The sequence below is a fragment of the Marinimicrobium locisalis genome, assembly GCF_039822625.1.
Lineage (GTDB): Bacteria > Pseudomonadota > Gammaproteobacteria > Pseudomonadales > Cellvibrionaceae > Marinimicrobium > Marinimicrobium locisalis.
Genome location: NZ_JBDLLG010000012.1, coordinates 1 through 14,161, shown reverse-complemented (window position 1 = coordinate 14,161; position 14,161 = coordinate 1). Strand labels below are relative to the sequence as shown.

Here is a 14,161-nt window from a genome sequence, read left to right as displayed (position 1 = left end):
TCCCCGTCGTATCGGTTAAATAACCGACTCGAATGAGGAGCCCCCATGAAACCCCTGGCCGTCGTTTTTGGCGCGAATAGCGCCATCGCCCAAGCCATGATTGCCCACGTGCACACGGCCTACCACGTTCTGGCGGTCAGCCGTCACGAAAGTATGGCGTTGCCCGAGGGCGTAGAGCCTGTGCAATGCGACTACAGCGAGTCGGCGTTGCAGGCACTGACCCAGCGTATTCAACAACGAGACGAGCCGCTGACGTTTGTGTTTTGTGCCGTGGGGGTGCTTCATCGCGAAGGGAGTATGCCCGAGAAAAAACTGGCGGAATTGAACAGCGAACAATTGACCCACTACTTTGCGATCAACAGCATCCTGCCGGCGTTAATTCTCAAACACCTGATCCCGATTATGCCACGTTCCGAGCCCACCAAAGCCGTGGTCCTCAGTGCGAAAATCGCGGGCATCAGTGATAATCGCCTGGGGGGATGGTACGGCTACCGGGCCTCCAAAGCCGCACTGAATATGCTGATTAAAACCGCCTCTATCGAGCTGGCCCGCTCGCACCGCAAGTTATGCTTGGTGGCGCTGCATCCCGGCACCACCGCTACGCCACTGTCCCAACCCTTCACCCGGTCACTACCCGAAGACAAGCTTTTTACCCCGGCACTGACCTCCGAGCGGCTCTGGAGTGTGATAGAAGGGCTGGGCCCGGAAGACACCGGGCGTTTTCTGCACTGGGATGGGAGCGACTTGCCCTGGTAGCGGAGCGGCGGGTTGCCCGGAGGCTGGAGTTGTGCAAGGATGAAAGAACGTTATAAATGTCGGTCGGACTTGTTATGGATAAAACCCAGCCCGAACACCGTTACCGCTATACAGAGCTGATTGCTTGGTGGGAAGGGCAAGTAAATACCCGCCAAATTATCGAGCAATTTGGGGTCTCCAGGCAGCAGGCCAGCTCCGATATCAATGCCTACAACGAGCTGACAAAGGGAAACCTGGCCTATGACGCCTCCCGCAAGGCATGGAGGCCGTCTTCCCACTTCGAACGATGCTACATCACCGATGATGTAACTGAATACCTTTCCTGGATTCAGTCCGGCTACAACATCCCTGCCCCCCTGATTTTGCCCTATGAATCCCTCCAGTTGCCCGCTCGCCAAGTCCTCCCCTCCGTCATGCGGGGGCTTGTAGAGGCTATTCGAAAGAGGCGCCGGCTGGACGTGGACTACGTATCCCTTTCCAATCCGGACCGACAGGGGAGAGTGATTGCGCCTCACACTTTCGTCAACACCGGCCTGCGTTGGCACCTGCGAGCCTGGTGTGAAAAGAGCAGCGAGTATCGGGACTTCGTCCTGAGCCGGTTTCGGGGGAGCCCGGAGCTCTTGGGGCAAAGTGAGCATACCGCCGAGCAGGACATTGGCTGGAATACAGAGGTAACCCTGATTTTCTCTCCGGACCCGCGCTTACCCGAGCGTAAGCGGGAAGTGTTGGAGCATGACTATCAAATGACAGATGGTCATTTATATAGGCGTACACGTGCCTGCATGGTGCAATACCTGATACAGGAAATGCAGGTCAATACCAAAATTTGGGATGGAACACCGGAAGCACAGCAACTGGTACTCGTCAACCGAGATGACATAAAAGAGTGGCTGTTCGAAGGGTGAAGTGCTAATTCCGCGTTGTGCGTCCAGTGGCTTGACCTGTTATTTGTCCAGTATTGCCTGGAGCTTTCAATGCGCTAGGCTGGCGCAAAGTCAGCGGCATGGAGAACGTTATGGACCCGGCTTACTACCGGTATATAGGCAAGGCCCAGAGCCCGGAGGGAATGGCAGCCTCTTGCCACCTTCTTCCTTACCACCTTATGGATGTGGCGGCCGTAGGCAAGTGTGCCCTAAAAGCCGACCCTCGGCTGGCCTCTGATCTGGCCGGTTTTCTGGAGCTAGAGCCCGGCGAAGTGCAGAGTTTATTTGTATTCGGGTTGTTGCTACACGACCTTGGAAAGATGACCGCTTCCTTTCAGAGCCTGTTCGAGCCCATGGGGCTGGCCAGGGTGAGCCTTCCCGATGGCGTTAGTTATGACGGAAAAAACGGCCGTCACGATCAGCTTGGCTATGATGTCTGGAAAAAAAACCAAAGGGCGTCCCCAATAAAGGTCGCCAACCTGCGCGAAAAGCGGCGTGTCGGGTTCTACCTGGGAGTATTTTGGGGGCACCACGGGAAGCCGGTGGAGCAGGCCCCAACGGTGCCGCGTGGCGAATCGCGGCGCTTAACAGAGGAAGATGTTGAGGCCGCGCAGCAGTGGATCGGTGACTGTCAGGCGTTGCTTGACTTCGAACTGCCCCAACACTGTTGGGGTGATGCCGATTTCGAGGAACGATTAAAGCAGGTGAGTTGGCTGTTGGCGGGGCTGGGAACCTATTGTGATTGGGTGGGCTCCGACAGCGAAATTTTCACCTACCGTGATGATGTAATCCCTTTGGATGAATATTGGCGACAGGTAGCCCTGCCGGCGGCCGAGCGGGGCATTGCGAAAACCGAGGTTTTTGAGTCGGTAACGGTCCGGCCTTTTGGTGGGTTTAAATCCCTGTTTCCCTTCGAGCCGTCGCCGTTGCAGGCCTATGCCGAACGAGTCCCCGTAGATGTTTCCCCTCAGCTATTTATTCTAGAGGACTTGACCGGTGCGGGAAAAACCGAAGCCGCGTTAACCTTGGCCCACCGGCTATTGGCCGCCGGTGCGGGGCGGGGTCTGTACTTGGGACTGCCTACGATGGCGACTTCCAACGCCATGTTTGAACGAGTGGCGAACCACTATCAGCGCATGCTGGCTAGGCCCGGTGAGGCGGCCCCGAGCATCGTCTTGGCGCATGGTGCCCGGGATATGAATGATCGGTTCCGGGAAGCCTCGCTGGGGGAAGGGCGTTCGGACAAGGCTTATGGTGGGGGCGAAGCGACGGCCTCCGTGCATTGCAATCAATGGTTGGCGGATAGCCGCAAGAAAGCCCTCCTCGCCCCTGTGGGCGTGGGCACCGTGGATCAGGCGTTATTGGCGATTTTGCCCAAACGGCATCAGTCGCTTCGAGTGTTGGGGCTATACGGTAAGGTGCTGATACTGGACGAAGTTCATGCGGCGGATGAGTACATGCTGGCCCTGCTTGAGCACCTAATGGTACTCCATGCCAGCCAAGGGGGCAGTCTGATTATGCTAACCGCCACTTTGCCACTGGCACGTCGACGGCGGCTCGTTAGCGCCTGGCAGAAGGCGCTCGGCCAGTCTCCAACCCCATTACAGTGCACCGCTCTGGACGATTTCCCTCTGGCCACCCGAGTTTGCGGCGCGGAAGGGATGGGTGAAGAGCGTTTGGCGTGCCGAGAAGGCACGGAAAAACGGGTGGCGGTCAACTTTATCCACATGGAATCTGATTGTGTGGACCTATTGGTCGAGGCGGTGAGCCGAGGGCAGAGCGCCGTCTGGATTCGAAATTCCGTCGATGAAGCGATATCGGCGTATCGCCAACTTAGGGAAAAATTAGCCAATCCAGAGCAATGCCAACTCTTCCATAGCCGTTTCGTTTTGCAGCACCGCAAGGAGAGAGAAGCCTGGGTAATGGGGCACTTTGGGAAACAGTCCGGCGAGAATGAGCGGGCGGGGAGAGTGTTGATTGCCACCCAAGTGTTTCAGGAAAGCCTGGACGCCGACGCCGATATCATGATCAGTGACCTTTGCCTGATTGACGACCTGATCCAGCGGGCCGGCCGGCTTCATCGGCATGCTCGGGACGGCAATGGAAACCCCCGGCCCGGGCAGCCGGACGGTCGCGAGTCGCCTCGGTTGTGGGTGCATGCCCCCGAGTGGAATCCGACTCCGGAAGCTGATTGGCTGAAGCGTCACTCGCCCAATACCCAGTATGTATACCAACGCCCAGGGCGTATTTGGCGAACCATGGCGTACCTGCGTGAAAAGGGGGAAATACGCCTGCCCGAGGAATCCCGACGGATGATTGAGACGGTGTATGGAGACGAGGTCGCCATTCCCGAAGCGCTGGAAGCGGCGGAGCAGGAATACAGCGGCCTCGAACGGGCAAGCAACAGTCAGGGACAGTTTAATCGTCTGAAACTGGAGGAAGGGTACACCACCGAGAGCAACCAAGCCTGGGGCGAGGACGACGTGGATATTGGCACGCGACTGGGAGACGAGTCCAGAGAGGTGGTGTTGGTGCGGCGAGAGGGTGGGGCTTACAACCCGCTGATCAGCGCTAGCCGCCATGCAGTGGAGCTGAGCACCGTGAAACTTTCCGGCCAGAAGCGCCTGGCAAGCCTCCAGACGCTGCCGGAAGAAGAGCGCGAGGCTTTTGTGCAGCGCTACCCCAGAGCCAAATATGCGCTTATAGCGGGTATTGAGGCCACACCTTATACCGATTCCGAGGGCTGGGCAGAGCTTCGGTCTGCTAATAGCGACGAAAATAAAATTATGGAGGAGGGACAGTGAACTTAAATCTTTGCACAGATGAGTGGCTAAGGTTTCGGCTCGCCTCAGGCGAATCGGCGCTCTTGCCACTGAAAGAGCTGGGGCGGGAGGACCTTCGGGACCTGGTCATGCCTCGTCAGGACTTCTACGGGGCGGCATGGCAGTTTCTTATCGGCATTTTACAGACTGCCTTTGCTCCGGTAGATGAAACCGAGTGGCTGGAGTACTACGAAAGCCCCCCGTCTCCCGATAGCCTGGCGGAGGCCCTTGGGCGGATTGAGCATGCCTTCGAGTTGTTCTCGGACGGGCCTTGCTTTATGCAGGATTACGATCCGCTGGAGGGTGACACGCAAGTGGACGTCTCCAGTTTGCTCATTGACGCCCCTGGGGGCAACACGCTCAAGCTCAATACCGATCATTTCATTAAAAGAGGGCAAGTCAACGTGCTCTCTCCAGCCATGGCCGCCATGGCGCTCTTTACTCTGCAAATTAACGCCCCCAGCGGGGGGCAGGGACACAGGACCGGGCTAAGGGGCGGTGGTCCACTGACCACCCTAGTCGTCTCCAGCGATCCATCGTTAAGCCTGTTTCGGCGTCTATGGCTCAACGTTGTGCCTGTGAATTCAGGTCTCCCGAAGCCAGAACGGTTTGATGAGAGTATTTTCCCTTGGTTGGCGCCCACCCGCACCAGCAAGGAAAAAGGCACGGAAGTGTATATGAGTGATGAAGGTGTCCACCCTCTACAACAATATTGGGCCATGCCTCGGAGAATTCGCTTGGAAATGGGTGGCGAGGGGCATTGCGACCTTCTCGATGAGCCGGCACCGGCCACGGTGGCCAGCTATCGAACCAAGAATTACGGTATTAACTATAGTGGTACCTGGGCTCACCCCCTGACGCCTTACCGGTTCGACCCGAAGAAGCCCGAGCAGGAGCACTTTTCCAGCAAGGGGCAGCCCGGTGGCATCGGCTACCGCCAGTGGCATCAATTTTTGTTCGAGGACCGGGATAACGGCTACTTACCCGCGAAGGTTGTCGCTCGGATGGGCGTTAATCAGGAACTACTGGAAGAGGAGTTGGAGCTAGAAGACCACTTGAGCGTTTGGGTATTTGGTTTCGATATGGACAACATGAAGGCTCGCTCCTGGCATGAGGCCCGAATGCCGTTTTTGACAATGGCTCCGGCTCGGGTCCCGCTCTTCGTCCAGGAAGTCGGCAGCCAAGTCAGCGTGGCTAATGATTACCGAAGCGCATTGAGGCGTGCTTGCAAGACGGCTTGGCTGGGGGATGGAGACAGCAGCGGGGACTTGGGTTTTATTGATGAACAGTTCTGGTCGGCTACCGAACCTGCCTTTTACGAGATGATTAAACACTTGAGGGCGAACCTCGAAGCCGGCGAGCAGAAACTCGAAACGGAGCCCTGCCAAGCGTGGCTACATGCCTTGAAGTCTCAATCCCTGTCATTGTTCGATGCGTTGGTATTGAGCGATGCCAGCCAGACCGATCACATCGGTCGTAAATTGAAGGCACGTCGTTCACTTCAGTGGACCAAGCTCCGCAAAGAATACCTAAATAAACATGGACTCAATGAAAAGGGGGCAGCTAACGTATGAGCACCGACAATAACCAGGCTGAAGGCAGTTTGGGCCTGTACGCCCGATGGTGGCACCGTCTAACTAACAGTGAATTCTGCCAGGCCAGCAAATGGCCGCCATTGCCTACGGCCCACAAAGCCATATTGAAGCGCTGTCACAACCTGGATGAAGTCATGTTGTCTGAGCCGTTTCAAGCGCTGTGGCAAATGATGCCTGAGGAGAAGCAGTCCGCCTCCCGAATGGAGGTGGCGGCGCTCATAACCTGGGTGCTCGCGTCTGTCCGAAAGGATTCGAAGGAGTCCTTGGCTACCAACATGGCGCGAAAAGCGGGGGAGGGCAGCGAACGCCCAAGAGTTTCGACCCTAAGGTTTCAGCAACTCATCAAATCAAGGGACATTGAGGAGTTCGCCCGACGGCTGCGCCGAGTGGTTCAGCAAGTGGACGGCACCGTCTCTGTTCAGGCTCTGGCCCGCGAAGTTGAAAATTGGTATTGGCAGCATCGGTCTTCCCAGCCGTCTATTGAACCGGCAAAGCGGCAGGTGCTGAAGTGGGCGATGGAGTACTACGCCGTCGCACCCAAAGCTTCGTAATTTACCTCAAATAAGGAACTTAATATGTCTCGTTTTATTCAGATTCACACTCTCACAGCGTATCCGCCGGCCAACCTGAACCGCGACGATCTCGGGCGCCCCAAAACCGCCATGATGGGCGGTGTCGAGCGGCTTCGAGTGAGTTCGCAGTCGCTTAAACGTCATTGGCGGACTTCCGATGTTTTCCAGGAGGCATTGCGTGGTCACCTCGGAACCCGGACCAAGGATATCGGTGAGCACGTCCAAAACTCCCTGCTGGCAAAGGGCGTTAGTGAGAAAAAGGCTGAAGAGTGGGCTTTCGCCATCGCGGGAGTGTTCGGGAAAGTGGAGAAGGGAAAGGTAACCACCCAACAGCTGGTCTTTATCAGCCCCGGTGAGTGGCAGGCAGTGGACGAACTGGCAAGCACTTTGGCGGAAGAAAATCGTAAACCCAGCGACGATGAGCTCAAGTCATTACTAAAGAAAAGCACGGCCGTGGATATCGCGCTTTTCGGGCGAATGCTGGCGGACTCTTCCAACTTTAACGTCGAAGCGGCCTGCCAGGTCGCGCACGCGATCAGTGTCCACGGGGTTACCGTGGAAGATGATTACTTCACCGCCGTTGACGACCTAAACGCGGATCACGATGATCGCGGCGCGGCTCACATTGGCGAAACAGGGTTTGCCTCCGCCGTATTCTATAGCTACGTGTGTATCGAAAGGGCCTCGCTGCTGGAGAAGCTCGGTGGTGATGAATCGCTAGTCGATAAAGCGGTCGGTGCACTACTTGAGGCGATTGCGACCGTCTCTCCCAAAGGCAAACAGAATAGCTTCGGGTCCCATGCGTACGCCTCTTATATGATGGTGGAAAAGGGAAACAAGCAGCCACGGAGCTTGTCGGCTGCCTTTTTGTCGCCCATCAAGGGAGATGACTACCTGCGCTCGGCGGTGGAGGCATTGGAAACCCAAGTTGACCACTTTGATACAGTCTACGGTCCTTGTGCCGATCAACGTATGAGCTTCAATGCCGCCAAGGGCGAGGGAAGCCTACCTTCTGTTATTGAAATGGCCACTAAAGTCTAGGAGGCGCCATGCAGTGCTTGGTTTTTCGTTTGTACGGAGCCATGGCCAGTTGGGGGAGTACCGCCGTGGGCGGTGTGCGTCCCACTCGGCCTGCTCCCTCGCGTTCCGCGGTGGTGGGCCTGCTCAGTGCTGCTTTGGGGTTGACGCGGGAACAAGAAGAGGAAATTGCACGTTTAAATGACAGTGTGGGCATGACGATTAAGTCTGAATCGAACGGCCGATTGCTTCGCGATTACCATACGGCGCAGGTACCCAGCACCGACAAGAAAGCAATTTGGCCACACCGAAAGGCGGAGCTGGAAAACGGCGCTCGAGATGCGAATACCATCCTATCCATCCGCGACTACCGGGTTGATGGGCACTGGCTGGTAGCGCTCTCGTTGCGGGATGGAACAAGTCATACGCTTGAGGCACTCAGAGACGCCTTGCTGGAACCGGTCTTCCCCCTGTACTTGGGACGTAAATCCTGCCCCTTATCGGTTCCGGTGCATCCCGTTATATCCGAGGTGGGTAGTGTGAAACAGGCGCTGGATACCTACCGCTTCCCCGTCGCGCCCAGCGGCAGAGCTGAAGCTGTGCTTTACGCCGAGACGGTTCAATATGATTGGGATCAGGGGCTGGATATTGGCTTACCTGCGGAAGAAACCAATGAGCGTTGGGACCAGCCCGCCTCGCGCCTGCGTTGGCAGTTCGATAAACGGTTGGTTCATAGCACCCGGCAGCAGAGGATCGAATAATGTTTCTGACCAGAGCGTTACCGTCCAGAGGGTTCGTGCTCTCCGAGCTGGCCCGAAGGGCTCATGGTGGTGATGCCTACGCGCAGCACCAGCTTTTGTGGCAGTTATTCCCAGAGCAAGAGGAGCGGGATTTTTTATTTCGCTATGAGCAGGGGAGGGAAGGCCCCACCTATTATCTGTTGTCTCACACTGAGCCCGAAGCTAGTTTGGAAGGCATACAGGTGTGCGCTAAGCCGTTTCATCCCAAACTGAAACCGGGGGATCAGTTGGCCTTTACCTTGCGGGCCAATCCTACCCGCATGCTCAAATCTGAAACCCCCGGAAAGCGGGGACAGAGAGTTGATGTGCTGATGCATGCCAAACATCAAGCCCGAGAAACGCCGGGGATTGATGTCGCTGAGCTCCAGCAACAGGCTGCGAGTGATTGGTTGCTGGAGCCCCAGCGGCAAGAGCGTCTGGGTGTGGAGTTTGTGACTCGACCCGAAGTAACAGAACACCAGCAGCACCAGATTTATAAGCGTGGGGCTCGGAACGGCCGCTCAACACCCATCCGGTTTACCTCCGTAAACTACCAAGGGGTATTGACGGTGACCCATCCCGAGCGTTTTTTGCAGCAGTTGGGGCAGGGAATTGGTCGAGCCAAAGCGATGGGGTGTGGTTTGATGATGATCCGTCCTTGCCGTTAGGGAGGCACTATGTCATTTATCAAACTAAAGCCAATCCCCATCAAAGAGCGGCTGGCCATGATTTTTGTCTCTCGAGGACAAATTGACGTCAGGGACGGAGCGTTCGTTGTTGTGGATGAAGTCAATGGCGAGCGCAAGCATATACCGGTGGGAAGCTGCACAGCGATCCTGCTGGAGCCGGGAACACGGATCTCCCACGCCGCTGTTAAACTGGCGGCAACCACCGGCACCTTATTGATCTGGGTGGGGGAGTCGGCCGTTCGGCTGTACGCAGTGGGTCAGCCCGGAGGGGCTAGGTCAGACCGGTTGTTGTACCAGGCTAAACTGGCGCTGGACGACAACCTTCGGTTGAAAGTCGTGCGCAAGATGTTTGAAGTGCGGTTCAAGGAGGCCCCGCCCGAGCGTCGCTCGGTCGACCAGCTTCGAGGGATAGAAGGCGCCCGAGTACGGGAGGAATACAAATTGCTAGCCAAACGGTATGGCATTGAATGGCGTGGCAGGCGGTACAACCCGGAGAACTGGGATTCTTCGGATGTTGTCAACAAATGCCTTTCGGCGGCGACTTCCTGTTTGTATGGCGTGACGGAAGCCGCGATATTGGCGGCTGGCTATGCGCCAGCGATTGGCTTCCTCCATACGGGGAAACCAAAGTCCTTTGTGTATGACATTGCTGATTTGGTGAAGTTTGAAACCGTAGTGCCTGCCGCGTTCAGCGTGGCCGCCAGCAACCCCAGCCACCCAGATCGAGAGGTTCGCATTGCGTGCCGCGATGCGTTCAGGCAATCCAAACTGCTACGACGGCTGATACCGCTAATTGAAGAAGTTCTTTCCGCCGGAGAAATCCAGCCGCCTTCCATGCCGGAAGAATCCCAACCCCCGGCCATTCCCGAGCCGGAATCCATTGGTGACGCCGGGCACAGGAGCGGCTGATGGCAATGCTCACCGTTGTGACAGAAGCGGTTCCGCCCAGGCTGCGAGGCCGCTTGGCGGTCTGGCTGCTGGAAGTCCGAGCGGGTGTTTACATTGGGAACGTATCCCGGAAAGTCAGAGAAATGATCTGGGAGCAAGTTAATGCGCTGGCGGAGGAGGGCAACGTGGTCATGGCGTGGGCCACAAACACTGAATCCGGGTACGACTTCCAAACCTACGGAACCAACCGTCGAATGCCTATCGACGAAGACGGACTTCGGCTGGTTCGATTCCTTCCTGATCCCTCAAATTCAAGCCGTTGAGGGCGTTTTTTAACAACCCGAAAGTTTGTCATACAAGTGGTGGATTTATAATGCTTGAAAAAGAGCTTTAAAATCAGCTATATACGTTAAGTCTGTTCCCCGCTCGTGCGGGGATAAACCGAGCAGCGGCGTGCTTGTGGGCATCCCTGCGGCCTGTTCCCCGCTCGTGCGGGGATAAACCGCGCGGCCTGGACATGATCGAGACGAAGGATGACTGTTCCCCGCTCGTGCGGGGATAAACCGTGCAGGTTTATGCGCATTCAGTCAGTGGTTTTCTGTTCCCCGCTCGTGCGGGGATAAACCGCCCTATGTGGTTCGGGCTATTGGCCATCCTAGCTGTTCCCCGCTCGTGCGGGGATAAACCGCTCAGAGATGCGTTTACGGCCGTCTGAGGTATCTGTTCCCCGCTCGTGCGGGGATAAACCGCGATGAAATCACGGTCCCAGGCTTTGCTCGAACCTGTTCCCCGCTCGTGCGGGGATAAACCGCCGCAGAGACGGCACAGGCGAGGCTAAAAGAGCTGTTCCCCGCTCGTGCGGGGATAAACCGCACGACTTGCGGGGGCAATCACCATGCTCCAACTGTTCCCCGCTCGTGCGGGGATAAACCGCTGGCCCAGCTGGCCACCAATGACAAGTCGGTCTGTTCCCCGCTCGTGCGGGGATAAACCGTTCTATGAGCAGTACTGCTGGCTCGATATGGACTGTTCCCCGCTCGTGCGGGGATAAACCGGTAATCAGCAAGACGGGCTTTTTCATCTTCAACTGTTCCCCGCTCGTGCGGGGATAAACCGCGTTGGACTGTTGGTAAGATCAAGAGTCTCGGCTGTTCCCCGCTCGTGCGGGGATAAACCGTCTACGCGGGAGAGCCAATTTACAACCTTTGACTGTTCCCCGCTCGTGCGGGGATAAACCGCCACTGACCGCGCACTACCCCTAATTCAGCAACTGTTCCCCGCTCGTGCGGGGATAAACCGGCCGCCAAAATCCTCAACAAATATCAGGTCAGCTGTTCCCCGCTCGTGCGGGGATAAACCGCGTCCAGTGGCATGTACGGCCCTAATCTGGCCCTGTTCCCCGCTCGTGCGGGGATAAACCGGTATGAGTGAAAATTTAGTTAAAACATTTCAGCTGTTCCCCGCTCGTGCGGGGATAAACCGCCAGCAGATGACCGGGTTCGGCACCGTGACGACTGTTCCCCGCTCGTGCGGGGATAAACCGAATCTCATCCAGTACCGGCTGGTAGTCGTAATCTGTTCCCCGCTCGTGCGGGGATAAACCGCGCATTGGCCTACAGGATTTGGTTTAACTTCCCTGTTCCCCGCTCGTGCGGGGATAAACCGACCTCGCAGACCGTCACGGTGGGCAAGTGCCGCTGTTCCCCGCTCGTGCGGGGATAAACCGGACAACGAGTTCCAGGTCCAGTCTCAGAAGACCTGTTCCCCGCTCGTGCGGGGATAAACCGCATGTCCACCCGTTGCAGTTGGATGTAATCGACTGTTCCCCGCTCGTGCGGGGATAAACCGGGCAGGAACGAGCGGACGCTCTGGAGCAGGCTCTGTTCCCCGCTCGTGCGGGGATAAACCGGTACCAGGCAATCTGATACCAACGCGGGTTCGCTGTTCCCCGCTCGTGCGGGGATAAACCGTTATATAGAGGCTGTTATCTATTACCCAATTCCTGTTCCCCGCTCGTGCGGGGATAAACCGGTAACCAGACAGCTTGGCCTTTATTTCACCCACTGTTCCCCGCTCGTGCGGGGATAAACCGTCTAGCATTGCGGACGTCAACCCCCGAAGTGCCTGTTCCCCGCTCGTGCGGGGATAAACCGAATCATCCGCTCTTCCGGGTCTTGCTTGCGCCCTGTTCCCCGCTCGTGCGGGGATAAACCGCCGGACCCCCTGACTTTCACCCCATTAGTGGCCTGTTCCCCGCTCGTGCGGGGATAAACCGGACAAGCCTGCAGCTTCCAGGGCCCCGAGGATCTGTTCCCCCGCTCGTGCGGGGATATACCGAACTTGAACCGAGTGTTCGCAAAAACCGGTTCCTGTTCCCCGCTTATGCTGGGTTAAAACTAAGCAGGTCTTCCTGTGCCTAATAACAAGCTGGAACTATGGGGTTCTGTGATGAGACGCTAGGGGATGCTAATGTCACCACCCTCCAATAGCCACCCCACTGATACGTCCAGCACCTCGGCGAAGGCTACAAGCTGGTGGACGTACATATTTCGCTCTCCGCGCTCCATCTTGCCAATGGCGGTTTGGTTGAGCTTGATATCCTGCTCCTCCAGAGCCAGAGAGAGCTCTAACTGGCTCATGTTCATGCGCTGTCGGGCAATTCTCAGGCGCTCGCCCAGCTGTTTTCTATCCAACATACCTTACCTCGTTTATTTGCTGGGCGATTAATACCATCCGGGGTTGACGAGCGCTCTTTGTTTGGGGCACTATTAGCCCTAATAGGGCTTATGCAGTGTTTTTAAGGAGATTTATCATCTAATAGGGAGGTTTTATGTCCTTGGAGTCGGATTTAAGGTTATGGGTATGCCAGTACCGCCAAGTTCCCAATTACCCGATTACCGCGTTTGACTTATGGTTCAAGCGGCTGGGTGTGAGGGAGACTGACATTCTGGAGGGGTTAAATAAGTTGCAGGACCAGTTGGACCGAGAGGCGCAGGTGGTTGAAGCTTTGGCTGAGGGCTGCTCGCAGGCGGTAGTTCAGCATCAATATTGGTGTTACTACTGTGCGCAGCTTAGGGCTCATTACCGGCTGCGCCATCGCGTAAAAGAAGGCGGCGGAACAAGCCCGGGGCCTCACTAAATGACCCGGGGCTAAGAGCAACTCAATCCTCGGTGTGACAGGGTTCACGCTTTAACGGCACCTAATTCTTTGGCCGTTGGCATGTGGATTTTTTCGAGCTAAAGGTCGCTACGGCATTCTTGGACAGCAGTGGGTTAGTCGGAACTTAAGCGCCTCATAAATTGGCGGCTATTTTTGCCGTCTCCGCTAAGCAGGAGCATGAAGTGGGCTAATACTTCTGGACACCGCGCCAAGGCATAATGATCCCTACCAAAAAAAGCTCGCTAAATCGGGTGTCCAGTATTGGTGATAGGAATCATATGACAGGTTTTCTGTATGGCATTGTCAATGGCCATCTATTTTGACCCACGTTTGGCCATTAATTTTGACCCACCGTACGTCGTCTAGTTGGTCGTTTTCTGCTTCAGTCGATAGCTCTCTCCTCCCAGCATAAAGATGTGTGAGTGGTGGATTACCCGATCGATGATCGGCACCGCCACGGCATCGTCGTGGAAGAACTCGCCCCAGTTGGTAAAGTCCTTGTTGGTGGTCAGGATGATCGAGCGGTACTCGTACAGGCTGTTGATCAGCTGGAACAGGTTGTACCGCGCCTGGCGGGTCATGGGCAGGTAACCGAGCTCGTCGATCACCAGCACGTCGTATTTGGCCAGCTGGCTCAGTCGCTTCTTGAGCTCGCCCTTCATCTCCGCCAGTTCCAACTCTTCCACCAGCGCCAGCGCGGTGCGGAACAGCACCTTGTAGCCGGCGTTGATCGCCTTCAAGGCAATGCCGATGGCCAAGTGGGTTTTGCCCACCCCAGGGGGGCCGATGAACACCAAGTTCTGGCGCTCGTCGATAAAGCCGAAGTCCAACAGGGCGTTGACTTGGCGCTTGGTGATGGTGGTCTGGTGGCGATAATCGAACGCCTCCAGTGGCTTATGCGCGGGCAGTTGTGCCTGTTTCAGGTGCCGGGCGATACGGCTACGGGTACGCTCGGTCAGT

13 protein-coding genes and 1 CRISPR repeat array are annotated in these 14,161 nt (G+C 56.5%); of the genes, 11 read left to right on the top strand and 2 right to left on the bottom strand.

Translation table 11 applies throughout. The annotated features are described in order from the left end of the window. Positions 1-45: 45 nt before the first annotated feature. The 10 genes from AAE514_RS08925 (at position 46) to cas2e (ending at position 10,364) form a co-directional block, all read left to right on the top strand. The gene (locus AAE514_RS08925) at positions 46-756 is read left to right on the top strand and encodes an SDR family NAD(P)-dependent oxidoreductase (protein ID WP_347331185.1); all 711 of its coding nucleotides are present in this window, start codon (positions 46-48) and stop codon (positions 754-756) included. A gap of 74 nt (positions 757-830) precedes the next feature. Then, complete coding sequence (locus tag AAE514_RS08920) at positions 831-1,661, top strand: BrxR family helix-turn-helix transcriptional regulator (RefSeq protein ID WP_347331184.1); 831 nt, start codon at positions 831-833, stop codon at positions 1,659-1,661. A gap of 110 nt (positions 1,662-1,771) precedes the next feature. Further along, a complete protein-coding gene (gene cas3 / locus AAE514_RS08915) occupies positions 1,772-4,483 on the top strand; it encodes a CRISPR-associated helicase Cas3' (protein WP_347331183.1) in 2,712 nt (903 codons plus the stop codon). Further along, on the top strand, positions 4,480-6,075 hold the full coding sequence (gene casA, locus AAE514_RS08910; RefSeq protein WP_347331182.1) for a type I-E CRISPR-associated protein Cse1/CasA: 1,596 nt from the start codon (positions 4,480-4,482) through the stop codon (positions 6,073-6,075). Before cas3 ends, casA begins: the two co-directional genes overlap by 4 nt. Then, positions 6,072-6,647 carry a type I-E CRISPR-associated protein Cse2/CasB gene (gene casB, locus AAE514_RS08905; RefSeq protein WP_347331181.1) on the top strand — a complete coding sequence of 192 codons (576 nt, stop codon included), beginning with the start codon at positions 6,072-6,074 and terminating at the stop codon, positions 6,645-6,647. The genes casA and casB overlap by 4 nt, the downstream gene beginning before the upstream one ends. A 24-nt stretch (positions 6,648-6,671) precedes the next feature. Continuing rightward, entirely contained in the window at positions 6,672-7,709 is a 1,038-nt protein-coding gene (gene cas7e / locus AAE514_RS08900; RefSeq protein WP_347331180.1) for a type I-E CRISPR-associated protein Cas7/Cse4/CasC, read from the top strand. An 8-nt stretch (positions 7,710-7,717) separates the two neighbouring features. Then, on the top strand, positions 7,718-8,446 hold the full coding sequence (gene cas5e / locus AAE514_RS08895) for a type I-E CRISPR-associated protein Cas5/CasD (protein ID WP_347331179.1): 729 nt from the start codon (positions 7,718-7,720) through the stop codon (positions 8,444-8,446). Beyond that, positions 8,446-9,132, top strand: a complete 687-nt coding sequence (cas6e, locus tag AAE514_RS08890) for a type I-E CRISPR-associated protein Cas6/Cse3/CasE (RefSeq protein ID WP_347331178.1) — start codon at positions 8,446-8,448, stop codon at positions 9,130-9,132. The genes cas5e and cas6e overlap by 1 nt, the downstream gene beginning before the upstream one ends. A 9-nt stretch (positions 9,133-9,141) precedes the next feature. Continuing rightward, positions 9,142-10,062: a type I-E CRISPR-associated endonuclease Cas1e gene (gene cas1e, locus AAE514_RS08885; RefSeq protein WP_347331177.1), complete on the top strand. Its 921-nt coding sequence runs from the start codon at positions 9,142-9,144 to the stop codon at positions 10,060-10,062. Next, on the top strand, positions 10,062-10,364 hold the full coding sequence (gene cas2e / locus AAE514_RS08880; protein ID WP_347331176.1) for a type I-E CRISPR-associated endoribonuclease Cas2e: 303 nt from the start codon (positions 10,062-10,064) through the stop codon (positions 10,362-10,364). Before cas1e ends, cas2e begins: the two co-directional genes overlap by 1 nt. Before the next feature lie 92 nt (positions 10,365-10,456). Next, a CRISPR array of direct repeats spans positions 10,457-12,378; the repeat unit is 29 nt; unit sequence CTGTTCCCCGCTCGTGCGGGGATAAACCG. Between the two features lie 119 nt (positions 12,379-12,497). Here the strand turns inward: cas2e and AAE514_RS08875 are convergent. Then, positions 12,498-12,737, bottom strand: a complete 240-nt coding sequence (locus AAE514_RS08875; protein ID WP_347331175.1) for a helix-turn-helix domain-containing protein — start codon at positions 12,735-12,737, stop codon at positions 12,498-12,500. A 134-nt stretch (positions 12,738-12,871) separates the two neighbouring features. Between AAE514_RS08875 and AAE514_RS08870 the strand changes: the two genes are divergently transcribed. Further along, positions 12,872-13,180 carry a hypothetical protein gene (locus tag AAE514_RS08870; RefSeq protein WP_347331174.1) on the top strand — a complete coding sequence of 103 codons (309 nt, stop codon included), beginning with the start codon at positions 12,872-12,874 and terminating at the stop codon, positions 13,178-13,180. A gap of 383 nt (positions 13,181-13,563) precedes the next feature. Here the strand turns inward: AAE514_RS08870 and istB are convergent. Then, positions 13,564-14,161, bottom strand: a 598-nt coding sequence (istB, locus tag AAE514_RS08865; protein ID WP_347331173.1) for an IS21-like element helper ATPase IstB, incomplete at its 5' end; no start/stop codon positions are given.

Coding starts and splice junctions, on each gene's coding strand:
- AAE514_RS08920 (WP_347331184.1), top strand. CDS start 831: ATGGATAAAACCCAGCCCGAACACCGTTACCGCTATACAGAGCTGATT.
- AAE514_RS08870 (WP_347331174.1), top strand. CDS start 12,872: ATGTCCTTGGAGTCGGATTTAAGGTTATGGGTATGCCAGTACCGCCAA.
- cas6e (WP_347331178.1), top strand. CDS start 8,446: ATGTTTCTGACCAGAGCGTTACCGTCCAGAGGGTTCGTGCTCTCCGAG.
- cas5e (WP_347331179.1), top strand. CDS start 7,718: ATGCAGTGCTTGGTTTTTCGTTTGTACGGAGCCATGGCCAGTTGGGGG.
- casB (WP_347331181.1), top strand. CDS start 6,072: ATGAGCACCGACAATAACCAGGCTGAAGGCAGTTTGGGCCTGTACGCC.
- AAE514_RS08925 (WP_347331185.1), top strand. CDS start 46: ATGAAACCCCTGGCCGTCGTTTTTGGCGCGAATAGCGCCATCGCCCAA.
- cas7e (WP_347331180.1), top strand. CDS start 6,672: ATGTCTCGTTTTATTCAGATTCACACTCTCACAGCGTATCCGCCGGCC.
- cas1e (WP_347331177.1), top strand. CDS start 9,142: ATGTCATTTATCAAACTAAAGCCAATCCCCATCAAAGAGCGGCTGGCC.
- cas3 (WP_347331183.1), top strand. CDS start 1,772: ATGGACCCGGCTTACTACCGGTATATAGGCAAGGCCCAGAGCCCGGAG.
- AAE514_RS08875 (WP_347331175.1), bottom strand. CDS start 12,737: ATGTTGGATAGAAAACAGCTGGGCGAGCGCCTGAGAATTGCCCGACAG.
- cas2e (WP_347331176.1), top strand. CDS start 10,062: ATGGCAATGCTCACCGTTGTGACAGAAGCGGTTCCGCCCAGGCTGCGA.